Source organism: Xanthomonas sp. LF02-5, from assembly GCF_034105325.1.
GTDB lineage: Bacteria > Pseudomonadota > Gammaproteobacteria > Xanthomonadales > Xanthomonadaceae > Xanthomonas_A > Xanthomonas_A sontii.
Genome location: NZ_JAXGGF010000003.1, coordinates 18,092 through 40,952, shown reverse-complemented (window position 1 = coordinate 40,952; position 22,861 = coordinate 18,092). Strand labels below are relative to the sequence as shown.

At 69.8% G+C, this 22,861-nt stretch carries 19 protein-coding genes; 12 read left to right on the top strand and 7 right to left on the bottom strand.

Annotation, left to right across the window (positions count from 1 at the left end; translation table 11 throughout):
- The first annotated feature begins 49 nt into the window (after positions 1–49).
- Positions 50–946, top strand: coding sequence for a helix-turn-helix transcriptional regulator (locus SLW52_RS09350; protein WP_026144680.1), 897 nt, complete (start codon positions 50–52; stop codon positions 944–946).
- A 49-nt stretch (positions 947–995) separates the two neighbouring features.
- On the top strand, positions 996–3,851 hold the full coding sequence (locus SLW52_RS09345) for a TonB-dependent receptor (RefSeq protein WP_320740278.1): 2,856 nt from the start codon (positions 996–998) through the stop codon (positions 3,849–3,851).
- Between the two features lie 547 nt (positions 3,852–4,398).
- Here the strand turns inward: SLW52_RS09345 and SLW52_RS09340 are convergent.
- Together SLW52_RS09340 and ppa are read right to left on the bottom strand one after the other, a co-directional pair.
- A complete protein-coding gene (locus SLW52_RS09340) occupies positions 4,399–5,514 on the bottom strand; it encodes an HDOD domain-containing protein (protein ID WP_320740279.1) in 1,116 nt (371 codons plus the stop codon).
- Positions 5,515–5,672: 158 nt separating this feature from the next.
- Positions 5,673–6,206, bottom strand: coding sequence for an inorganic diphosphatase (gene ppa / locus SLW52_RS09335; protein ID WP_017917485.1), 534 nt, complete (start codon positions 6,204–6,206; stop codon positions 5,673–5,675).
- A gap of 198 nt (positions 6,207–6,404) precedes the next feature.
- Between ppa and SLW52_RS09330 the strand changes: the two genes are divergently transcribed.
- Entirely contained in the window at positions 6,405–6,893 is a 489-nt protein-coding gene (locus SLW52_RS09330; protein WP_295941574.1) for a hypothetical protein, read from the top strand.
- Between the two features lie 57 nt (positions 6,894–6,950).
- On the opposite strand, the gene SLW52_RS09325 is transcribed toward SLW52_RS09330, so the two are convergent.
- Complete coding sequence (locus tag SLW52_RS09325; RefSeq protein WP_320740280.1) at positions 6,951–8,978, bottom strand: sodium-translocating pyrophosphatase; 2,028 nt, start codon at positions 8,976–8,978, stop codon at positions 6,951–6,953.
- A gap of 257 nt (positions 8,979–9,235) precedes the next feature.
- Between SLW52_RS09325 and SLW52_RS09320 the strand changes: the two genes are divergently transcribed.
- Positions 9,236–9,775, top strand: a complete 540-nt coding sequence (locus SLW52_RS09320) for a hypothetical protein (RefSeq protein WP_148829579.1) — start codon at positions 9,236–9,238, stop codon at positions 9,773–9,775.
- A 244-nt stretch (positions 9,776–10,019) separates the two neighbouring features.
- Here SLW52_RS09320 and SLW52_RS09315 read toward each other — a convergent pair whose 3' ends face one another.
- Both SLW52_RS09315 and SLW52_RS09310 read right to left on the bottom strand, forming a co-directional pair.
- On the bottom strand, positions 10,020–10,283 hold the full coding sequence (locus SLW52_RS09315) for a DUF6434 domain-containing protein (RefSeq protein WP_320740281.1): 264 nt from the start codon (positions 10,281–10,283) through the stop codon (positions 10,020–10,022).
- A gap of 190 nt (positions 10,284–10,473) precedes the next feature.
- Positions 10,474–11,730, bottom strand: coding sequence for a 6-phosphofructokinase (locus tag SLW52_RS09310; protein ID WP_152235838.1), 1,257 nt, complete (start codon positions 11,728–11,730; stop codon positions 10,474–10,476).
- 145 nt (positions 11,731–11,875) lie between these two features.
- Between SLW52_RS09310 and SLW52_RS09305 the strand changes: the two genes are divergently transcribed.
- The 4 genes from SLW52_RS09305 to SLW52_RS09290 all read left to right on the top strand — a co-directional run bounded on the left by SLW52_RS09305 (position 11,876) and on the right by SLW52_RS09290 (position 15,794).
- Positions 11,876–12,439 (top strand): adenylate kinase, encoded by a 564-nt coding sequence (locus SLW52_RS09305; protein WP_010343370.1) that lies wholly within the window; start codon positions 11,876–11,878, stop codon positions 12,437–12,439.
- Between the two features lie 551 nt (positions 12,440–12,990).
- Positions 12,991–14,430 carry a UDP-N-acetylmuramate:L-alanyl-gamma-D-glutamyl-meso-diaminopimelate ligase gene (gene mpl / locus SLW52_RS09300; RefSeq protein ID WP_320740282.1) on the top strand — a complete coding sequence of 480 codons (1,440 nt, stop codon included), beginning with the start codon at positions 12,991–12,993 and terminating at the stop codon, positions 14,428–14,430.
- 28 nt (positions 14,431–14,458) lie between these two features.
- Entirely contained in the window at positions 14,459–15,040 is a 582-nt protein-coding gene (locus tag SLW52_RS09295; RefSeq protein WP_017917492.1) for an LON peptidase substrate-binding domain-containing protein, read from the top strand.
- 277 nt (positions 15,041–15,317) lie between these two features.
- Positions 15,318–15,794: a protease inhibitor I42 family protein gene (locus tag SLW52_RS09290; protein ID WP_320740283.1), complete on the top strand. Its 477-nt coding sequence runs from the start codon at positions 15,318–15,320 to the stop codon at positions 15,792–15,794.
- 94 nt (positions 15,795–15,888) lie between these two features.
- Here the strand turns inward: SLW52_RS09290 and SLW52_RS09285 are convergent, their stop codons facing one another.
- Positions 15,889–17,901, bottom strand: a complete 2,013-nt coding sequence (locus SLW52_RS09285; RefSeq protein WP_017910496.1) for a bifunctional DedA family/phosphatase PAP2 family protein — start codon at positions 17,899–17,901, stop codon at positions 15,889–15,891.
- Positions 17,902–18,230: 329 nt separating this feature from the next.
- Here SLW52_RS09285 and SLW52_RS09280 point away from each other — a divergent pair, with 329 nt between their 5' ends.
- From SLW52_RS09280 to SLW52_RS09265, 4 genes are all read left to right on the top strand, one after another.
- Positions 18,231–18,893, top strand: a complete 663-nt coding sequence (locus tag SLW52_RS09280) for a serine/threonine-protein kinase (protein ID WP_320740284.1) — start codon at positions 18,231–18,233, stop codon at positions 18,891–18,893.
- A gap of 125 nt (positions 18,894–19,018) precedes the next feature.
- Entirely contained in the window at positions 19,019–19,834 is an 816-nt protein-coding gene (locus SLW52_RS09275) for an NAD(P)-dependent oxidoreductase (RefSeq protein ID WP_267124486.1), read from the top strand.
- A gap of 192 nt (positions 19,835–20,026) precedes the next feature.
- Complete coding sequence (locus SLW52_RS09270) at positions 20,027–21,187, top strand: ROK family transcriptional regulator (protein WP_026144674.1); 1,161 nt, start codon at positions 20,027–20,029, stop codon at positions 21,185–21,187.
- Positions 21,188–21,304: 117 nt separating this feature from the next.
- Positions 21,305–21,727, top strand: coding sequence for a VOC family protein (locus SLW52_RS09265; protein ID WP_242160544.1), 423 nt, complete (start codon positions 21,305–21,307; stop codon positions 21,725–21,727).
- A 4-nt stretch (positions 21,728–21,731) separates the two neighbouring features.
- Here SLW52_RS09265 and SLW52_RS09260 read toward each other — a convergent pair whose 3' ends face one another.
- A complete protein-coding gene (locus SLW52_RS09260) occupies positions 21,732–22,601 on the bottom strand; it encodes an ion transporter (protein WP_320740285.1) in 870 nt (289 codons plus the stop codon).
- Between the last annotated feature and the right edge of the window lie 260 nt (positions 22,602–22,861).

The window sequence follows — 22,861 nt, the reverse complement described above, 5'->3', positions numbered from 1 at the left end:
CCACATTCGGCAAAGACTGCGCACCGGTTTACGTCAAGCAGGTGCTCGGATGCGGCAATCTTTCCTGGTCGATCATGGACAACAACTGGTGCTGGACGCCGACGACGCGCCGGCGGGTCCGGCCTGCCTGGGCGCGGCGCGCCTGGCCAGCGTGCAGGCCTCGGCGAATGCCTTCACGGTCTGGCTGCAGTTGCGTGGCAGCGCCTGGATCGAGGCCAAGGAGGGGCGTTTCGCCCTGCGCCGCGGCCAGTGGCTGGCCTTCGAACGCGACTCGCGGCCGATGCTGCAGACCGACCGCGACGGCCTGTGCATCGGGCTGAGCCTGGATGGCGAGGCGCTGAAGGCCTTGGGCCGGATGGCCGACGAGACCTTGTATGCGGGGCGCGGCGAGTTGTCGCTGCGCGAGACGCGGACCGCCTTGCGCCTGTGGCGACAGGCGGCGGCGCGGCCCGGCGATGCGTTGGCGATGCGGCCGGTGCTGCTGCATCTGGCCTCCATGCAGGGCGAGTTGTCGCGCCGCGTGCAGCGTTGTCCCGGGCGCTCGCGGATGCGCAAGCGCCAGGTGTTCGGGCGCATGCAGCGTGCGCGGCTGTATCTGGACGGCCATCGCGACCGCGTGGTGCGGATCAGCGAACTGGCCGAGCTGACCAACTTCTCCGGCTGGTACCTGTCCAAGACGTTCCAGAGCCTGTACGAGGAAAGCCCGCAGGCGTTGTCGGCGCGACTGCGCCTGGAGCGCGCGGCGGACCTGTTGCGCGACACCACGATGATGATCGGCGAGGTAGCCGCCGCCAGCGGATTCGACAACTGCTGCAGCTTCGCGCGGGCGTTCCGCGCACGCTTCGGTGTCTCCGCCTCGCAATATCGCCATGGCAGCACCGTGCCGCCAGAATCGGCAAAGTCTGCAGGCGACAGCGGCAAAGCAGCCGCGCTCACCGGAACGTAACGTGCCGAGGGCGTCTTAACACGCCCCTAACGTTACCCTGGAGAGATTGATGAACCTTCGCACTCCCGCAGTGCGGCTGGGCTTGCTGCCCGCCAGCATCGCGATCGCGTTGACGCCGGCGATTGCCGGCGCGCAAGAAGCCGCCGCCTCGTCCACCACCACGCTGGACCGGATCGAAATCACCGGTTCGCGCATCCGTAGCGCCGACGTCGAAACCCAGCAGCCGATCCTGACCCTGGACCGCCAGGCGCTGGAGCGCCAGGGTTACACCTCGGTCGCCGACGTGCTGCAGAACCTGACCTCGGCCGGTTCCCCGGCGATCTCGCGCGCCGATGCGCTAGCGTCCGGCGAAAACGTCGGCGGCTACTACGTTGACCTGCGCAACCTCGGTGCCGAGCGTACCCTGGTGCTGTTGAACGGCAAGCGCCTGGGCGCGACCACCTCCGGCCTGCAGGACCTGAGCCAGGTGCCCATGGCGGCGATCGAGCGCATCGAAGTGCTGAAGGACGGCGCCTCGTCGATCTACGGCTCCGACGCCATTGCCGGCGTGGTCAACGTCATCACCCGCAAGCGCTTCGACGGCGCCGAAGTCTCGGCCGAGTTCGGCCAGTTCGGCGAAGGCGACGGCAAGACCTCGCAGTACTCCTTCACCATCGGCACCCAGGGCGAGCGCGGTGGCGTGGCGCTGACCGCCGAGTATTCCAAGCAGGATCCGGTGTTCGCCAAGAACCGTTGGTTCAGCCGCGACGGCAGCCGTGGCCCGAACTCGACGCCGAGCGGCTGGAGTCCGATCAGCCAGAACGGCAGCTGGTGCAACCCGCTGACCGTGGACTGCTCGGATCCTGAAGTCGCTGTGTGGCAGACGCTGAACCAGGGCGGCAACCCGAACAATCCGGCCGACTACCATCCGCTGACCCCGGCCGAGTACGCCAACTCCAACCAGCAGATGATGGTGCAGACCGGCATCGAGCGTAAGTCGGTGTTCGCCAACGCGAACTACGATCTGACCGATGCGATTGTCTTCAATGCCGACATTCTCTACAACGAGCGCACCACCGATCAGCAGATCGCCGGCTATCCGTACCAGTCCGCCGCGTTCGGCACCCCGCTGGCCGCCGACAGCGCGTTCAACCCGATCGGCCAGGACATCGATTTCCGCCGCCGCCTGTGGGAAGTGCCGCGCACCACCGAGAGCAAGCTGAAGACCACGCGCTTCGCGCCGACCATCAGCGGCTCCTTCGAGTTCGCCGACAAGACCTGGGACTGGGACGTCGGTGCGCTGTGGAACCGCAACGAGAGCACCAAGACCGGTCACGGCGACATGAGCCTGATCGCCTCGCGCCAGGCGCTGGGTTCGTCCTTCATCAACGCCAATGGCGTCGCCCAGTGCGGTACCGCCGCCGCGCCGGTCCCGCTGAGCGCCTGCCGCCCGTGGAACCCGCTGCTGCCGTACGGCGTGGCCGGCCCGGGCTCGCTGGCCGATGCGGACACCCAGGCCTTCCTGTTCCCGTACTTCACCGATACCGGCCTGACCAAGACCACCAGCTACACCGCCAACCTGAGCGGCACGCTGGCGACGCTGCCGGCGGGCGACCTCGGCATCGCGGTCGGCTACGAGCACCGCAAGGAAGAAGGCCGCTTCTCGCCGGACGCCTTCGCGCAGTCGGGTGAGAGCACCGGCCTGGGCGCCAAGACCACCTCCGGCAACTACGATCTGGACGAGTTCTACCTCGAGTTGAACGTGCCGATCCTGGCCGACATGGCGTTCGCCAAGCAGCTGACCCTGAACCTGGCCAGCCGCTACTCCGACTACAGCAACTTCGGCGACACGGTGAACTCCAAGTTCGGCTTCACCTGGAAGCCGATCGACGAGTTGCTGGTCCGCGGCACCTACGCCGAGGGCTTCCGCGCCCCGACGATCAGCGATCTGTACGGCGGCCTGAACAGCAGCTTCGAGTCGTACATCGATCCGTGCGGCGTGGGTGCGCCGAACAGCGTCAACGGCAATGCGGCGTGCAGCGCGGCCGGCGTGCCGGTCGGCTACACCCAGCTGGGCCAGGGCTACGTGCCGTGTTCGACCCTTCCTTGCCAGACCCCGGACGAGTTCATCAGCGGCTCCAACCCGAACCTGCGTCCGGAGACCTCCACCAGCAAGACCGCCGGTCTGGTGTGGAGCCCGCGCTGGGTGCAGGGCCTGGACATCTCGCTGGATTGGTACCGCTACGAGATCAAGGACATGATCATCGCCGATAGCGTCGACCGCATCCTGCGCGACTGCTACGTGCTGGGCAATGCCGAGCGCTGCGCCGGCGTGACCCGCGCCGCCGACGGCCACATCTCGGCGATGACCTACGGTGTGGCCAACCTCGGCCAGATGGAGACCGAAGGCTACGATCTGGGCATCCGCTACCGTCTGCCGGAAATGGCGTTCGGCAAGATCATGATCGACTGGCAGACCAGCTACGTCAGCAAGTACGACGAAGCCGGCCAGAACGCCGCGGGCGACAACATCACCATCGGCAGTGTCGGTACTCCGGGCATCTTCCGCGTGCGTTCCAACCTGGGCGTGAACTGGACGATGGGCGACTTCGGTGTGAACTACACCCTGCGCTACTACTCCGGCATGAAGGAAAAGTGCATCTCGCGCGCCGCTGACTACTGCGATGCGCCGGACCACTTTGCCAATGGCGAAGCCGATCCGCTGCGTCACACCGGTGCCAACACCTTCCACGACCTGCAGGTCAACTGGAGGGCGCCGTGGGACGCGACGATCGCCATTGGTGCGAACAACGTGTTCGACCACCGCGGTCCGCTGATGTACTCGGCGCCGAACAGCAGCTTCGCCTACTACGGCGGCTTCGACATCGGTCGCTACGTGTACATGAAGTACACCCAGCGCTTCTGATCGAGCTGTTTGCGTGACACGAAGACGGGCCGCAAGGCCCGTCTTTTTTTGTGCCTGCGCGGCGTGTGTGACGTGGCGTGCCGGGCGGCGGGCAGGCGGTTGGCGAGCTGGGGCGTGGCGCATGGCCGGTGCTTCCTCGCGTTCGCGTCGCTGCCAGTGGTCCGGCGACCGGTGGCGATGCGACGCAAGGCGACTTGGCATCGCGTGCCGGCGTCATGAACTCGCTGTGGCCGAATGCAACTGCTCCTACGTCAGCGCGCGTCGCGCCGTCGTGGGGGATGGATGCCCTCACGTAGTTCCTCTCGCGGCCACTACACGCTGCGAGGGACAGGGGGAAGCGACTCTCGCCTTGACGCGGGATGGGGCAATCGACGCACCACTGCAGGGGCGCGCGGCGGACCATCGCGCGGATTGGGCGGCTGGCGAGCCGCGATGGCGGCGCGAGAGGCGCCGAAAGACGCGTGCCAACGGCAGCGAGGACGCCGGCGAAGTGCAGAAGGCACCATCCGGCGCACGCGGCGGCAGGCCGCGCGCGCCACGGTCGGGCTCAGGCCGAGGTCAGTCCCATCAGGTTCTCGGCATGCTCGCGCCAGCTCGGCAGCTTGTTGAGCATGCCGGTCTTGGAGAGGTACTCCTCGTCGACCTCCGAGCCGCTGGCCAGCGCCATCGCCACGTGCACCGCGCCGGTGACCCAGAAGCTGCGGGTGCTGGAACGCTGCGGCTGGCGATGGAAGGCCACCGCCTCGATGATCGGCATCGGCAGGCCCCACAGGCCCAGCAGGTAGGCACCGGCTTCGGCATGGCCCGGCCGGGTATCGTTGGCATCGGTGGGCGGCTCGCGCTCGTCGCGCACGCCCGGCAGCAGCAGGCCGATGTCGGCCAGCAGCGCCGCGGTCGAACCGAGTTCGACGCTGGAAGCCGGCAGCATCTTCGCGGCCAGCTTGGACGCCAGCAGCGAGCGCTGCTGCAGCGCGTTGCGCTCGACGTTGGACAGCGCCTGCACCGAGAACACCTCGCTGGCCAGGACCAGGTCGCGCAGGGTGGCGGTGCCCAGCCGGGTGACGGCGGTACGCAGGTCGGAAATGGTGCGGCCGTTGGAGAAGAACGCCGAATTGCACAGCTGCAGCACCTTGGCCGCGATCGCCGGGTCGGCCGAGACCAGCTTGGCCAGGTCGGCGGCGTTGCTGCCTTCGTCCTGCTCCAGCGAATGCATCAGGCTCAGGTACAGATGCGGCGGCGAGGGCAGCTTCTCGATGCGGCCGATGCTGGAACGCAGGCGCGGGTTGCCCAGCAGTTCCTGCAGTTCCTCCAGGCTGGTGACCGCCTCCAGCAGCATTTCCGGGGACAGCGGCAGCGGCAGGAACCGGTGGGCCACGCCGATGATCCGCGCCGGCGGCGCGCGATTGCTCTGTTCGGCCTCGATCAGCGCGATGCGGATGGTTTCCGGGCTCAGCGTGCGGATCTGGCCGAGCAGGGTGGCGGTGGTCAGGTCCGGCAGCGTCGGCGCGGCGATCACCGCATCCAGGCGCACCGTGGCCGCCGCGGCGATCGCGGCATTGCCGTCGGCAACACTCTGGACCTGCCAGTCGTCGCCAAGATCGCGAATGTATTCAGTGACTTCGGACGGAAGGCTGGCTTCGTCGCCGACGAACAGGATGCGCAAGAGACTGTCCCCCAAGAAGAGCCGGATCGCGGACGGACCGGGCTCGGTGATGCCATGGCGCAATGTACCGCAAACCCCGAAGGGCGGCGCCCCGGCAACGGCAAAACGTGAAACGGATCAGCCACGGCGGGGCGGCGGCGCCCCGCCGTGGCGGCGGCTCAGGCGCCGGCTTCGAAGCGGGTCACGGACTCGCGCAGGATGCGCTTGGCTTCCTCGGCGTTGCCCCAGCCGTCGAGCTTGACCCACTTGCCCTTCTCCAGGTCCTTGTAGTGCTCGAAGAAGTGGCCGATGCGCTCCATCCAGTGGCCGGACACCTGGGTGATGTCCTCGATGTGCGCATAGCCCTGGAACACCTTGGCCACCGGCACCGCCAGGATCTTCTCGTCGCTGCCGGCCTCGTCGCTCATCTTCAGCACGCCGACCGGGCGGCAGCGCACCACGCAGCCGGGCACCAGCGGCAGCGGCAGCACCACCAGCACGTCGGCCGGGTCGCCGTCGCCGCACAGGGTATTGGGCACGTAGCCGTAGTTGCACGGGTAGCGCATCGGGGTGGAGAGGATGCGGTCGACGAAGATGGCGCCGCTGGCCTTGTCCACTTCGTACTTGACCGGCTCGGAATCCTTCGGGATTTCGATGACGACGTTGATTTCTTCCGGCAGGTTCTTGCCGGAGGTGACCAGTTCCAGACCCATGCGCTAGCTCCAGTGGAGTGGCTTCTAAAGAGGCAGGCATTCTAGTCGGTTGGCTGTTGCAATGCAGCGCACGGCGGTTCGGAGGATTCCTACAGCGGTTTCGGACTCCATACCGGCCCGCATGGGGCGCATTCCGATGGTGCCGGAATCGGGTGGCGGCGATCCTGTGGCCACTGTCCCCACCCAAGGAGCAAGACGATGAACGGAATCCGGCAATCGATGCTGCCGCTGCTGGCGGTGCTGGTCCTGGCCTGCGGCGCTGCGCAGGCGCAACAGGCGCAACCGGCCTACGTGGATGCGATGGACTATCCCGCCCCGGGCGAGGGCTGGGAGGCGTTCTCCGACCTGGAGCGACGGCTGGCGCACGACTTCGACCAGCTCTGCGGCGACACCTTCTGCGAAGGCGACTACAGCGACTACCGGCCGCTGCGCTATCGCTGCTCGGTGCGCCAGCGCGACGGGGTGATCGGGGAGTGCATCTGGAGCTTCGGCGCCAGCGAGGCCAGTATCGATGCGGACACCGGCCGGGTCGTGGTCGATGCGCGGCTTTGGCACTGCCGGACCCCGCTGCAGCCGCAGACCCGGCTGCACGCGCTGTATGCGGCGCTGTCGGGCGAGCGGCCGCTGTTCGCGCCGCTGCCGCACAGCGAGCACAGCATCAACGACGGTCTGATCGACTGCCTGTAGCGGCAAAGGACGCGCAGCAGGCACCGGGCATGTCGCCGACGCCCGCTGCGCGTGTGGCTACAGCAGCGGCACCAGCAGCAACGCCACGATGTTGATGATCTTGATCAGCGGATTGATCGCCGGGCCGGCGGTGTCCTTGTACGGGTCGCCGACGGTGTCGCCGGTGACCGCGGCCTTGTGCGCCTCGCTGCCCTTGCCGCCGAAATGGCCGTCCTCGATGTACTTCTTGGCGTTGTCCCAGGCGCCGCCGCCGGTGGTCATGGAGATGGCCACGAACAGCCCGGTGACGATGGTGCCGATCAGCAGGCCGCCGAGTGCGCGTGGGCCCAGCAACAGGCCCACCACGACCGGCACCGCCACCGGCAGCAGCGACGGGACGATCATTTCCCGGATCGCCGAGCGGGTCAGCATGTCGACGGCGCGGTCGTACTGCGGCTTGCCGGTGCCCTGCATGATCCCGGGGATCTCGCGGAACTGCCGTCGGACTTCCTCCACCACCGCGCCGGCGGCGCGGCCCACCGCTTCCATCGCCATCGCGCCGAACAGGTAGGGGATCAGGCCGCCGATCAGCAGGCCGATGATCACCGTGTGGTCGGACAGGTCGAAGGCGAAGGTCTCGGTGGGATGCGCGGCGCGCAGGTTGTGGGTGTAGTCGGCGAACAGCACCAGCGCCGCCAGCGCCGCCGAGCCGATCGCATAGCCCTTGGTCACCGCCTTGGTGGTGTTGCCGACCGCATCCAGCGGGTCGGTGACCGCGCGCACCTCCGGCGGCAGTTCCGCCATTTCGGCGATGCCGCCGGCGTTGTCGGTGATCGGGCCGTAGGCGTCCAGCGCCACGATCATGCCGGCCATCGACAGCATCGCGGTCGCGGCGATGGCGATGCCGTACAGGCCGGACAGGGCGAATGCGCCCCAGATCGCCGCGCACACCGCGATCACCGGCAGCGCGGTGGACTTCATCGAGATGCCCAGGCCGGCGATGATGTTGGTGCCATGGCCGGTGGTCGAGGCCTGCGCCACGTGCTGCACCGGCTTGTACTGGGTGCCGGTGTAGTACTCGGTGATCCACACGATCAGCCCGGTCAGCGCCAGGCCGATCAGCGCGCAGCCGTAGAGCTTGCCGGCACCGGCGGCGGTGTCGCCCATCAGTTGCTGGGTCACCGGCCAGAACGCCAGCGCCGCCAGCACCGCCGAGACCACCACGCCCTTGTACAGCGCGCCCATGATCGAGCCGCCCGGGCGCACGCGCACGAAGAAGGTGCCGACGATCGAGGCGACGATCGACACCCCGCCCAGCACCAGCGGATACAGCACCGCGTTGCGCCCCGCCTCGGCGGCCATCAGCCCGCCCAGCAGCATCGTCGCGATCACCGTGACCGCGTAGGTCTCGAACAGGTCGGCGGCCATGCCGGCGCAGTCGCCGACGTTGTCGCCGACGTTGTCGGCGATCACCGCCGGGTTGCGCGGGTCGTCCTCGGGGATGCCGGCCTCGACCTTGCCGACCAGGTCCGCGCCGACATCGGCGCCCTTGGTGAAGATGCCGCCGCCCAGGCGCGCGAAGATCGAGATCAGCGAACTGCCGAAGGCCAGGCCGACCAGCGCATGCAGGCTGTCGCCCACGCTGTGTCCCAGCCATTGCAGCAGGCCGTAGTAGCCGGCCACGCCGATCAGGCCCAGCCCGACCACCAGCATGCCGGTGATCGCGCCACCACGGAACGCCACCGCCATCGCCGGCGCCAGCCCGCGCCGCGCCGCCTCGGCGGTACGTACGTTGGCCCGCACCGACAGGTTCATGCCGATGTAGCCGGCGACCCCCGACAGCACCGCACCGATCGCGAAGCCGCCGGCGGTGTACCAGTTCAGGAACACCCCGACCAGCACCAGCAGCACCGCGCCGGCGATGGCGATGGTCAGGTATTGGCGGTTGAGGTAGGCGCGGGCGCCTTCCTGGATCGCATCGGCGATCTGCCGCATGCGTTCGTTGCCGGCAGGCTGCGCCAGGATCCAGCGCGTGGAGACGATGCCGTAGAGCACCGCCAGAGCCGCGCACGCCAGTGCCACGGTGACTGCATATCGTTCCAGCATGACCCCTCCCAAGGATGTGGATGGCGCCCAAGCGCTGGACATACCGGGGGATCACACCGTAGGAGCTGAAGCATGCAACGACTCCGCGGCCACAACGCGCGCCGCTGGTGCGTATCGCAATGTCATCTGGCCTGAACGTGGGCGAGTATGCGCCTGCCTCCGTGATGCCGCCAGCGACCAGGCAGGGCGTCTCACTTTTGGCGTGCGGTTCAGTCTGTGCGTGGCAGCGTGGCGCATCGCTTCCCAGGAGCCCTCCGATGCAATCGACGATTTCCCCAAGGCTGCGCGCACGCGCCTCGATCCTGGCCCTCGGCCTGTGTGCGCTGGCGCCGCTGGCCGCTGCAGCCGCCGACCCGACCCCGGAACTGCAGCGCCCGGCCAGCGCGCCGCAGGCGGTGGGCGTGGTGCATACCATCCGCCAGATCCCCGAGGCCTGCGTGCGCTTCGAGGGCGAGTACACCGGCGATGCGGCGCAGCCCTACCGCTTCTCCGCGGTGCGCAGCAGCCCGACCTGCCAGCCGCGCGCCAGGCTGGTCGAGTTCGACCAGGCCAAGCCCAGCGAGGCCACCGGTTGGAAGTTCAACGATCTGATCCGCGTGCCCAGCGCCGCCTGTCCGTCGCAGCAGGCGGTGGTGCGGGTGTGGCGCAAGCCGGTGGCGCTGAACACCGAGCGCGATGGTCAGGGCCAGTCGCGGATCTATCTGGAAGAGGCCAAGCAGCAGGCGGCCGCCGGCAAGGTCCCGCAGGTGCCGCAGTTCACCGCGCAGATGACGGTGGAAGGCAAGGCCTGCCGCTGAGCGGGAAGATTGTCGAGCCGCCTCGGCCGTCACGCCCTGCATCGCGCAGGCAGGGCGGCCGAGACCGGCGCTGCGTATGCGCCACGGTAACGTGGCTGTCGTGAGGCCGCACAGGCACGGCGCATGCGATCCCTGGATGCCTGCGTAAAGCAGGATCCAGGACAGGCTTGGCGGCTTTGCGCTTTGCGTTGCTGTCGCAGTTCTTGACCGTCGCCGATCCGTCGCATGCGGCGCGCGCGGTGCCTCAGGTCGGCACGGTGCCGGTGTGCCGTCGCTGCCATTCGTCGGCGACGTCGCCCATGGTCTTGGCGACGCCATTCCTGATCCAGGCCATGAACGCGCGATCGAACGCGAAGCCGTCGCCGCACATGGTCACGAGGAAGCGGCGCACGTTCTGTGTGTTGCGATAGTGCTCGTCCACCGGCGTCGCACGGGTGATTGGGTCGCTGTGCCAATCGAAGCGCACGTGGCCGCACGCGCTGCTTGGGTCTTCGTGCGTGTCGCGCATCCTGGTGGCCTCGTCTTCTCTCAAGCTGCAGGCAATCCGACATCCGTGGTGGATGCGTCAGGATCCCTGCAGCGTCCTGTCGCGTCCCCCGATCGTCCGGCGCAGCGCCTGCAGAGGCTGGCGCCAACGGCGACATCCCGCGCGCGACGGCATGCGCCGATGACGTCATGCCGATCGTGCGCCCGCGCTGTCAGCCCTCCCAGGCCGGCAGCTTCTTCTTCACCGCCACGTTCTTCAGCGCCACGTACTTGGGCAGCCCATCCGTGCCGTAGGGCAGCGGCGCCTCGCCGCGGATCAGCGGCTGCAGATAGCGGCGCGCCTTCTCGGTGATGCCGAAGCCGTCCTTGCGCAGGAAACCGGCTGGCATCTTCTTCTCGTGGTTGGCGACCTTGTGCAGTGGTGCCGCCTCGATCTTCCAGCGGTACGGCGCATCGCTGCTGCGCACGATCGCCGGCATCACCGCGTTCATGCCCTTCAGCGCGAACTGCACCGCGGCCTTGCCGACCGCCTGCGCCTGCTCCCAGTCGGTGCGCGAGGCGAGGTGGCGGGCCGAACGCTGCAGGTAGTCGGGCAGTGTCCAGTGCACCTTGTAGCCGAGTTCGGCCTTGACCTTGCCGGCCAGGTAGGACGCCACGCCGCCGAGCTGGCTGTGTCCGAACGCATCGGTGCCGCCGCCGGCATCGGCGACGAAGCGGCCGTCGGCGGTCTGGATGCCTTCGCTGGCCACCACCACGCACCAGCCGACCTTGTCCACCACCTTGCGCACCTGCGCCAGGAAGGCGGCCTCGTCGTAGGCGCGTTCGGGGAACAGGATGATCTGCGGCGCGTCGTCCGGCGATTGCGCGGCCAGTCCGGCCGCGGCGGCCAGCCAGCCGGCATGGCGGCCCATGGCCTCGTAGACAAATACCTTGGTCGAGGTCTCCGCCATCGCCGCCACGTCCAGCGCCGCCTCGCGCACCGACACCGCGGTGTACTTGGCCGCCGAGCCGAAGCCCGGGCAGGTGTCGGTGACCGCCAGGTCGTTGTCGATGGTCTTGGGCACGCCGATGCAGTGCAGCGGGTAGCCGAACGCCTGCGCCAGCTGCGACACCTTCCACGCGGTGTCGGCCGAATCGTTGCCGCCGTTGTAGAGGAAGTAGCGCACGTCGTGCGCCTGCAGTACCTGCAGCAGGCGCTCGTACTTGGCGCGGTCGGCTTCCAGCGACTTGAGCTTGTAGCGGCACGAGCCGAACGCGCCGCCGGGCGTATGGGCCAGCGCGGCGATCGCCGCCGCCGACTCCTTGGAGGTGTCGATCAGGTCCTCGCGCAGCGCGCCGAGGATGCCGTTGCGCGCGGCCAGCACCTTGACCTTGCGCGCCCGCGCTTCGCCGATGACGGCGGCGGCGCTGGCGTTGATGACGGCGGTGACGCCGCCGGACTGGGCGTACAGCAGGGTGCCTTGGGCCATGGTCGGGGTTCGCTCCTGGGGTGGGGACATTGCCGGGACATTGCCTGGATGCGGTAAGCTGGGGCTCTAGCGGTGCAGCGCAGGCGTGGCCCCCGAGTCTAACGCCGCCGGCCGCGCACGGTACTTTCCTCGAGGAGTCAGGTTGATGCGATTGGTTCTGTTGGGACCGCCCGGATCGGGCAAGGGCACGCAGGCGGCCCGCCTGAAGGACAAGCTGCAGATCCCGCACATTTCCACCGGCGATCTGCTGCGCGCCGAAGTCGCCGCCGGCACCCCGCTGGGCGTGCAGGCCAAGGAAGTGATGGCGCGCGGCGACCTGGTCTCCGACGACATCCTGCTCGGCATGCTCGAATCGCGCCTCGGCCGCGACGACGTGCGCAACGGCTTCATCCTCGACGGCTACCCGCGCAACCTGGCCCAGGCCGGCGCGCTGGACGAACTGCTGGCCAAGCTCGGCCAGCCGCTGGACGCGGTGGTGCAGCTGGACGTGGCCAACGAACTGCTGGTCGAGCGCATCGCCGGCCGCGCCAAGGCCGAAGGCCGCGAGGACGACAATCCCGAGTCGGTGCGCAAGCGCCTGCAGGTCTACACCGATTCGACCGCGCCGGTGATCGGCTTCTACGACAAGCGCGGCACGCTGGCGCGGGTCGATGGCGTCGGCTCGCTGGACGAGGTGCTCGCCCGCATCCTGGCGGCGATCGGCCGCTGAGGCGGCACGGCACGCCGGCGCCCGCCGCGGGTGCCGGTCGTGCAGACGGCGCCGTACCGGTGGCGGTGCGCCTCCCGTCACCACGCGCAACGCCCGCCCGTACGAGCGGTTTCCGCCGCGACACGCATACCTGCTAAGGCCCGTCGCGGCTGAAGCCGCTCCTGCGGCGCTAAAGCGACGTAAGGACATGTCCTGCTGCGCTGCGCACAGCGAGTAGCCACCGTGGGCGCGCATCCCGCCTGCCAATGGAGGGCCGGGATCGGAGGAAGAAGGTGCCAGCGAACGGGCTTGCTCAGAGCCCCACGACATGAGCTCCCTTGGGGATGGTCTCTTGGGGAGTAGAACCACAGGGTGTCGAGGCTGGCCCGTTCATTCTCGGCGTCGGCTCCCGACTTGCCTATCGGGGACTTTCCTCAGCGGATGTGGGGGATTCCCTACTTGACGGCGCCGCGCCACGATTGCCCCGGATCGGCCTCGCGGCCCGCCTGCCACGGCCAACCGCCGCGCCTGCGCCGGTTTGCGTGCGTCGGGGGATCGGCGACAATCGGGCCATGAGCAAGATCCATATTCTCGGCATCGCCGGTACGTTCATGGGCGGTGTCGCCGCGCTGGCGCGCGAACTCGGCCATGCGGTCGAGGGCAGCGACCAGGCGATCTACCCGCCAATGTCCACGCAGCTGGAACACCTGGGCATCGCGCTGAAGCAGGGCTACCTGCCCGAGCACATCGCCGCTGACTGCGACCAGGTGATCGTCGGCAACGCGCTGTCGCGCGGCAATGCGGCGGTGGAGGCGGTGCTCGACGCCGGGCGCGCCTACACCTCCGGCGCGCAATGGCTGAGCGAGCAGGTGCTGCCGGGACGCGACACCCTGGCCGTGGCCGGCACCCACGGCAAGACCACCACCACCAGCATCCTGACCTGGCTGCTGCAGGCGGCCGGGCGCGAGCCGGGCTTTCTGATCGGCGGTGTGGCCGAGGACTTCGGCGTGTCCGCGCGGCTGGGGCGTGCGGCTGCCGAACCCGCAGCCGGCGCTGCGCGCCACCTTCTCCCGGGGGGAGAAGGACAGCAGGGGCCGGCCCTGGCGGGCCGCCCGCTGTTTGTGGTCGAGGCCGACGAGTACGACACCGCGTTCTTCGACAAGCGCAGCAAGTTCGTGCACTACCGGCCGCTGGTGGCGATCCTCAACAACCTCGAATACGACCACGCCGACATCTTCCCCGACGTCGCCGCGATCCAGCGCCAGTTCCACCATCTGGTGCGGACCGTGCCGCGCCGCGGCCGGCTGATCGTCAACGGCGAGGACGCGCACCTGCGCGAGGTGCTGGCGATGGGCTGTTGGACCCCGGTGGAGCGTTTCGGCTTCGATCCCGGCTTCGACTGGAGCGCGCGTCTGATCGCCGCCGATGGTAGCCGCTTCGCGGTGCTGCACCAGGGCCGCGAACTGGGCGAGGTGGACTGGCCGCTGCTCGGCCGCCACAACGTGATGAACGCGCTGGCCGCGCTGGCCGCCGCCCATGCGGTGGGCGTGGCGCCGGCGCAGGTGATGCCGGCGCTGGCGCGCTTCCGCAGCGTCAAGCGGCGTCTGGAAGTGCTCGGCCAGGCGCAGGGCATCACCGTGTACGACGACTTCGCCCATCATCCCACCGCCATCCGCACCACGCTCGAAGGCCTGCGCGCCAAGGTCGGCGCCGCGCGCATCGTGGTGGCGATGGAGCCGCGCAGCAATTCGATGCGGCTGGGTGCGCATGCCGAAGCGCTGGCGCCGTCGCTGGAGGCCGCCGACGCGGTGGTGTTCCTGCAGCGGCCGGAGCTGGCCTGGGATGCGGGCAAGGTGATCGCCGCGGTGCGCGGCGAGGCCTGCGCGGCGGCCGACGTGGACGCCCTGCTGGCCGCGCTGCAGGCACAGGCGCGCGCGGGCGACCACGTGGTGTTCATGTCCAACGGCGGCTTCGACGGCGCGCCGCGGCGCTTCCTGGCCGCGCTGCAATGAGCGTCGTCGGGCACGGCGGAGCCGGCGCGTGAGCGCGCAGCGGACCACGCTGCCGCTGTTCCCGCTGCACGCGGTGTTGCTGCCCGGCGCCTCGATCAAGCTGCGGGTGTTCGAGCGCCGCTATCTGGACCTGGTCCGCGAATGTGGGCGCAGCGACAGCGGCTTCGGCGTGTGCCTGATCCTGGACGGCAGCGAGACCGGCGCCCCGGCGGTGCCGGCGGCGTTCGGCACCGAGGCGCGCATCGTCGATTTCGATGTCGGCGCCGATGGCGTGCTGGTGCTGAGCCTGCGCGGCGCGCGGCGCTTCCACGTGCTGCGCAGCCGGGTCCGCGACAACGGCCTGGTGGTCGGCGACGTGGAATGGCGCGAGGCCGATGGCGACGACGAACTGCGTCCGCAGCACGCGCTGTTGGCGACGGTACTCGACAGCATTCTCGACCAGGCCGCCGCGGTGTATCCGCTGGCCGGTCCGCGCCAGCTCGACCAGGCCGCCTGGGTCGGCTGGCGCATGGCCGAACTGCTGCCGCTGGACGAACGCCAGCGCCTGTCGCTGCTGCAGGAAGACGACCCGCATGCGCGGCTGGATCAGTTGCTGGCCTGGATTCCCTGAGCGAGGCAGGCGAGGGCGGTGTCGCCGTCCTGGCCTGACGTGGAGCGCGGCGGCCGGCATCCGTGCGGCGCTGCGCCATCATCGCCACGATCGCCGCGCGTTGTTCTCGATGGGTCATGCCACAGGCGGGCCACGTGCGCGCCGCAGCCGGCATTCAGCGCGCCGCTAGCAGGCGCGGGCCACGCTTGGCAGCGATCGGCGGCCGCGCCCGGCCGCCGGCAACGGCATCCCGCCCTGGCGGCCTGACGTCCTATCCACGCACGATCGAGGACTTCGTATGAGGCGTTCCTTCCTCCTGTTGTTGCTGTCCGCCGGCGGCTGTCCGAGCCTGCCCGCCATCGCTGCCGAGACGGCCCCCGCGCCCGCAGCCGCAGCCGGCCAGGCCGACTGCCCGCGCGGTTCCATCGCCCTGGTCACCGGCAATGCCGATCAGGTGTCGCCCAAGACCTGCCTGGCGCCGTCGATGAAGCCGTTCGCCCTGCAGCGCGGGCAACTGTTCGCGGTCACCCTCTCCGAAAACGGGTCGACCGGCAGTGCCTGGGCCTTGCGCAGCTTGCCCGCGCCGCTGGCGCTGCTCGACATCGAGCATGCACCCGGCACGGCCTGCGCCACCGGTCGCATGGGTTGCCCCAGCACTGTCACCTACACCTTCAAGGCCACCGATCACGGCAGCGGCGCGATCGATCTCGTCTACTCGCGGCATTGGGAGGACCGTGCCACCGACTCGCGTTCGATCCGTGTCGAGGTGAAGTAGCCGCCATCGCCCGCCGCCGGCGCCTGCAGAGCGGCGCAGCGCCGGTGTGGCACCGATCGGTTCGAGAGGGGTTGAGGCGTAACGCCGCCGCCGCTCAGGGCGACGGCGGCGCTTCGCCTTCGCTGCGTACCAGCAGCACCGGGATCTCGCTGCGGCGGTGCATGTCCTTGCGCGTGGGCAGCGCGTGCAGCGCCTCGGTCACGGCGTTGAGCGCCGGATCGGCGCCGCGCAGCGGCCGCCACAACCCGATCAGGTTGAAGTGGCGTTCGTAGCGCAGGCTCTGCGCGCTGCCCAGCCACAGCGGCACGTTGCCCGGCTGCAGGCGGGCCGGCGCCGGCCACAGGCGCAGCGCGTACAGCTCGTCCGGATTCGGGCCGGGGCGCAGCATCAGTAGCGATTCGACCCGCGTGTCCAGCGTCGCCGGCAGCACCGGCACCTGCGCCGGCGTGGCCTTGTAGTCGAGCAACTGCAGCGCCTGCTGCCAGCCGGCCTGCGGCTGCACGCGCCAGCCGGCCGCTTCGAGCTGGCGCTGCAGCGGCGCCAGTGGCCCGGCCACCTGGATGTCCAACGGCCAGCGTTGGTCGTCGTCGAACTCGTTGCGCCGCGACGGCAGGGTGCGCCAGTCGTGCTGCCACCAGGCCGCGTCCGCCAGTTGCGTGACCTGCGGCGGCGGCGGTTCGAACTTGGCCAGCTTGCGTTCCAGCTGGCGCGGCGCGTACCACAGCGCGGCGATCGCGAAGCCGCCGTAGAACAGCCAGGCCAGCGGCTTCATCCAGAACCCGCGGTTGAAGCGGCGGCGGTAGGCGATGCCCAGCACCAGCAGCCAGAAGATGCCGAACAGCATGCCGCCGACCACGTCGCTGAGCCAGTGCGCGCCCAGGTACAGGCGGGCGAAGCCGATCAGGGTCACCACCGCGCCGGACAGCAGGTACGGCCACACCCGCGACCGCCCCGGCAGTTCGCGCGCGATCAGCACTGCGAAGAAGCCGAAACTGATGGTGGCCATGGTCACCGCCACCGAGGGGAAGCCGAAACCGCTGCTGGCCGCCGGCGGCCGCACCACGTGCACGGTGGTGCCGAGCAGCTTGGTGAGGGCCAGGCCGAACGCCAGTGCCGCCAGCCAGTGCGCCGCGGCCATCCAGCGCCGGCGCCAGGCCAGGTAGAGCAGGCCCAAAGCGGTCGGCGGCAGCAGCACCTGCCAGTCGCCGAGCGAGGCCAGTGCGGTCATCGGATAGTCGGCCAGCGGGTTGCGCAGGGCCAGCATCAGGTCGTGCACGGCCAGGTCCAGGCGCAGCGGCTCGCCGTGCGCCACCACCACCATCAGCAGCGCGAACCAGCCCCAGCCCAGCGCCAGCAGCATCACCGCCAGCATCGCCAGCGGCACCGATTCGCGGCGCTGCGGGTCGAACACCGCGATCGAGTAGCGGCCCAGCACCGGGTGCCGGCGCGACCAGTCCAGGCCGCGCGCCAGCAGTGCGTCCATGTGCCCGGCCGACCAGCGGTAGCCGTACAGCACGATGGCCCACACCAGGCCCAGCGCCAGCGCCAGCAGGCCCAGCACCAGGAACAGGCGCCCAGCGACCGCGGCCACCGCGTCGTAGGCCTGGCCCAGCAGCCAGCCCGGTCCCAGGAACAGCAGCGACCAGGTCACCGCGGCCACGCTGCTGGGCAGCAGATAGCGCCGCAGCGGCATCTTCATCATGCCCGCCACCGCCGGCACGAACGGACGGATGGCGCCGACATAGCGCGCCACCAGGATGCTCTTGAAGGCATTGCGGCGGAACATCGCCTCGCCGCGGTCGAGCAACTGCGGATAGCGCTTGAACGGCCAGTAGTTGCGCAGCTGATGGCCCCAGCGATAGCCGACCCAGTAGCTGAGCGCATCGCCGATCAGCGCGCCGAGCGCGGCGCTGACCACCGCGTACGGGCCGGAGATCTGGCCCAGGCCGATCAGCACGCCGATTGCGAACAGCAGCGGCAGCGCCGGCACCAGGGTGCCGAGGATGATGACCGCATCGCAGAACGCGATGGCGAAAATGACCGCGCCGGCCAGGATGGGGTGTGCTGCGATCCACTCCAGCGTGGCATCGGTCCATGAGGCATTCATCGGGCAAGTATAGAGGGAGCACGATGACGGTCCGTTAGCGCCGGGGTGCCGTGTCGGGCGACCGGCCTTGCGCAACCGGGCCGCCCGGCAGACCTGGTCCGGCGTCGGGCGCGTCGTTGTCGCCGTCCCGTGCCGGGGATGGCAGCGCCGCCGCGCCGAGGCCGGTGCGTGACGCCGTCGCTTCGCAGGGCGGCGGCGTCACGCACGCGCGGCGTGCGGTGGCGCCTGGCACGACGCCCAGGTGAGCAGCACCGGACCAGGTGCCTGCCTGGAGTGACGGGCGACCGTGCAGACCCGTCAAACCGCGTCGCACGCTCTACACTGGCCGGATGCCTGCCCCCGCTTCCCGCACCGTCCAGATCCTCAAGGCCGACAGCTTCGGCCGCATCCTGCTGCTGGGCGAGGGCGAGGCGCGCTTCGTCCGCCGCGACCTCACCGCCTCGCCGTGGTGGCTGCGCCTGCCCGCATGGTGGCTGGCGCGGCGCGAGGCGCTCGCCTTGCGGCAGCTGAACGGCATGGCGGCGGCGCCGCAGCTGCGCGGCTGGGATGGCACCTTCCTGGACCGCAGTTATCTGGACGGCGCGGCGATGTACCAGCGGCCGCCGCGCGGCGACCTGGCCTACTTCCGCGCCGCGCGGCGCCTGCTGCAGCAGGTGCACCGGCGCGGGGTGGCGCACAACGACCTGGCCAAGGAGGCCAACTGGCTGGTGCTGGCCGACGGCAGCCCGGCGCTGATCGATTTCCAGCTGGCCGTGCGCGGCGCGCCGCGTTCGCGCTGGATGCGCCTGCTGGCGCGTGAAGACCTGCGCCATCTGCTCAAGCACAAGCGCATGTACTGCGCGCACGCGCTGACCCCGGTCGAGCGGCGCCTGCTCAAGCGCCATTCCTGGGTGCGCGAACTGTGGTTCGCCAGCGGCAAGCCGGTGTACCGCTTCGTCACCCGGCGCCTGCTCAAGTGGGAAGACAACGAGGGGCAGGGGCCGAAGCCCTGAGGGGCCGGGATTGGGGATTCGGGATTGGGGATTGGCAACAGCGTATGGCGGCGTCTGACGTTGCACTGGCGGGGACGGCAAGGCGCTAAGCTTTTGCGAATCCCCAATCCCGACTCCCCAATCCCGTGACCCTACAAGGTAAAACCCTCCTAATCACCGGCGCCTCGCGCGGCATCGGGCTGGCGATCGCGCTGCGGGCGGCGCGCGATGGCGCCAATGTGGCGATCGCAGCGAAGTCGGCGGTGCCCAATCCCAAGCTGCCCGGCACCATCCACACCGCCGCGGCGGCGGTGGAGGCGGCCGGTGGACGCGCGCTGGCGCTGAAGTGCGACATCCGCGAGGAGGAGCAGGTGCGTGCGGCGGTGGCGGCGACGGTGGAGGCCTTCGGCGGCATCGACATCCTGGTCAACAACGCCAGCGCGATTTGGCTGCGCGGTGCGCTGGACACGCCGATGAAGCGCTTCGACCTAATGCAGCAGGTCAATGCGCGCGGCAGTTTCCTGTGCGCGCAGGCCTGCCTGCCGCACCTGCTGCGCAGCGCCAACCCGCACATCCTGACCCTGGCGCCGCCGCCGTCGCTGGACCCGAAGTGGTGGGCGCCGCATACCGGCTACACGCTGGCGAAGATGGGCATGAGCTTCGTCACCCTCGGCCTGGCCGGCGAGTTCGGCCCGCAGGGGGTTGCCGTCAATGCGCTGTGGCCGCGCACGCTGATCGCCACCGAGGCGCTGAAAATGATTCCCGGCGTCGACGCCGGCAACGGCCGCCGCCCGGAGATCATGGCCGACGCTGCGCACGCCGTGCTGACCCGGCCGGCGGCCGGTTTCTATGGCCAGTTCCTGATCGACGACGCGGTGCTGGCCGAGGCCGGGGTGCACGACCTGTCCGGCTATGCGCTGGATCCCTCGCAGCCGCTGCTGCCGGATCTGTTCCTGGACTGAGACCCGGCGTGGCCGTGGTGCCGGGTGTGCCGCGGCTGCGCGTTGCGGGCGTTGCGAGGCCATGATCGCAACGCGCCGGCTACGCGCGGCGACGCGTTGCAAAAACGCTCTGTTCCATCCGATCGCGTTCGCTGCCGCGATGACCACGCGCGGCGCGGCTATGCTGCCCGGGTCTTGATGCCACCGCCGCCCATGCCCGCTCCAGTCGCCGTCGCCCTGCCGCGTCTTCCCGAGTCCCGCCACGCCATCCACGCCGATCTCAGCGACAACGAGCGGCACATGCTCGATCGCCTGCGCCTGGCCGGCACCGCCACCCGCGCCGATCTCAGCCGCAGCACCGGGCTGACCGTGCAGTCGGCGGTGCGCCTGGTCGACGCGCTGGCCGAGCGCGGCCTGGTCGCGATCGGCGCCTCGCTGGCGCACGCGGGCCGCGGCAAGCCGGGCGCGGGCATCGCGCTCAATCCCGGCTACGGCCACACCGTCGGCTATGCGATCGCGACCGACGCGCTGTCGCTGGCATTGCTGGATTTCAGCGGGCAGATCCGCGGCACCGCCGAGCATGCGCTGCGCTCGACCGAGCCGGCCGCGCTGCTGGCGCAACTGCGCGAGGCGGATGCGGCGCTGACCGCGGCGGCCGGCGCCGGGCTGGGTCCGCGCCTGGGCGCGGGGGTGGCGATGACCGGCTTCTTCGTCGAGGACGGTGTGCACATGAATCCGCCCGAGCCGCTGCGCGCGCTGGGCGAGCTGTCGATCGGCGACTGGCTGGCCGAGGCGCTGGGCCTGCCGGTGTGGGTGGACAACGACGGCACGGTGGCGGCGGCCGGCGAGAGCCTTCTCGGCATCGGCCGCCAATACCGCGACTTCGCCTATCTGCACTTCAATTACGGCCTGGGCGGTGGCGTGGTGATCGACGGCACCTGCCTGCGCGGCGCGCACGGCAACGCCGGCGAATTCGCCGGCATGCTGCCGCAGCAGGGGCTGGAGCGCGGCACGCTGGAACTGTTGCGGCAACTGCTGGCCGAGGACGGCATCGCGCTGCCCGACATCCGCGCGCTGCTGGCCGCCTACGATCCGGCGTGGCCGGCGATCGAGCGCTGGATCGCGCGGGTGGCGCCGGGCCTGTCGCTGATCGTGTCGGCGATCGTGGCGATCTTCGATCCGCAGGCGGTGGTTTTCGGCGGGCGCATGCCGCGCGAGCTGGCGACGCGGCTGATTCCGCACGTGCGCATCGACAACCAGCCGCGCCGCGGCCAGGCGCGGCCGTTGCCGGTGCTGCTGCCGGCCGCGGCCACCGCCGATGCCAGCGCGGTGGGCGCGGCGGCGCTGCCGTTGAAGGCCTGCTATTTCCGCTGAACCGGTCCCGCCGCGGCATCGCCATGCCTGCACGCCGCCGGCGCTACCCTATGCGCCCTTTCCGCGCGCCATTGCGGTACGGCACGCGTCCCATCCCCCACCCTCGGAGTTGTCACGATGAAATACCTGCACGCCATGATCCGCGTCCACGACCTGGAGAAGACCAGCAAGTTCTTCACCGAAGGCCTGGGCCTGCACGAAACCCGCCGCATCGAGAACGAAGCCGGCAAGTTCACCCTGGTGTACTTCGGCGCGCCGGAGAACCCGGAAGCCGAGGTCGAACTGACCTACAACTGGGGCTCGGACGAGGACTACGGCAGCGCCCGCAACTTCGGCCACCTGGCCTTCGAGGTCGACGACATCTACGCCCTTTGCGCGCACCTGCAGTCGCTCGGCGTGACCATCAACCGTCCGCCGCGCGACGGGCGCATGGCCTTCGTGCGCAGCCCGGACCTGATCTCGATCGAGCTGCTGCAGAAGGGCGAGGCGCTGGCGCCGGCCGAGCCGTGGGCGTCGATGCCGAACACGGGCGTCTGGTAAGGGCTCAGGGCACCGTCTCGGGCAACGCCTGGCCGCAGCCCCGGCAATAGCCGGCGTTGCTGTCGTGGCCTTGCAGGCCGCAGTGCGCGCAGGTGCGTCGATCCGGCGCGCGGCTGCGGTCGGCATCGCGCAGGCTGTTGGCCAGTTCGGCGGTGTAGATGCCGGTGGGCACGGCGATGATGCTGTAGCCGATCAGGATCAGCACCGAGGTGATGGCGCGGCCCAGCGGGGTGAGCGGGGCGATGTCGCCGAAGCCGACCGTGGCCATCGTCACCACCGCCCAGTACATCGCGGTGGGGATGCTGCTGAAGCCGTTGGCCGGGCCTTCGACCACGTACATCAGCGCGCCGAAGATCACCACCAGGGTGATCACCGTGAACAGGAACACGAACACCTTGCGCCGGCTGCGCCACAACGCATCGACCAGCAGGCTGCTTTCCTCGACGTAGCGGGTCAGCTTGAGGATGCGGAACAGCCGCAGCACCCGCAGCACGCGCACCACCAGCAGGGTCTGCGCGCCGGGCAGCAGAAACGAGATGTAGGTGGGCAGGATCGACAACAGGTCGATCACGCCCCAGAAGCTCAGCGCGTAGCGCAGCGGCCGCTGCACCGTGGCCAGGCGCAAAGCGTACTCGGCGGTGAACAGCACGGTGAAGCCCCACTCCAGCACGTACAGCGCGCCGGCGTAACGGCTGTGCAGCGCCGGCACGCTGTCGACCAGGATCACCGCGACGCTGGCCAGGATCGCCGCGACCAGCAACAGGTCGAAGTTGCGCGAAGGCGTGGTGTCGTGCCGATAGATGATGTCGAACCAGCGGCGCCGCCAGCCGTGCTCGGTCGCCGGGGCGAGCGGGGAATCGAGGAAAAATCGCATGCGCCCATGCTACCCGAGCCGCCTTGCGGTCGCGGGCGCGCGCGCCGCGGCAGGCGGCCTCCTGATCGGATGCGACGCGGCTGCCGGAGAGCCCCCTGTGGGAGGGGCTTCCGCCCCGACGCCGTCGCGCTGACGCGTCGGGACTGAAGTCCCTTCCACATGTCGAGCAACGGCCTGGCGGGGTTGCTGTGGCACGCGCGCGGGCGGCGGCGGTGTGGCACAGCAGCCTGCCGCCCCGTCGGTCCAGGCGGCGGCCGGCA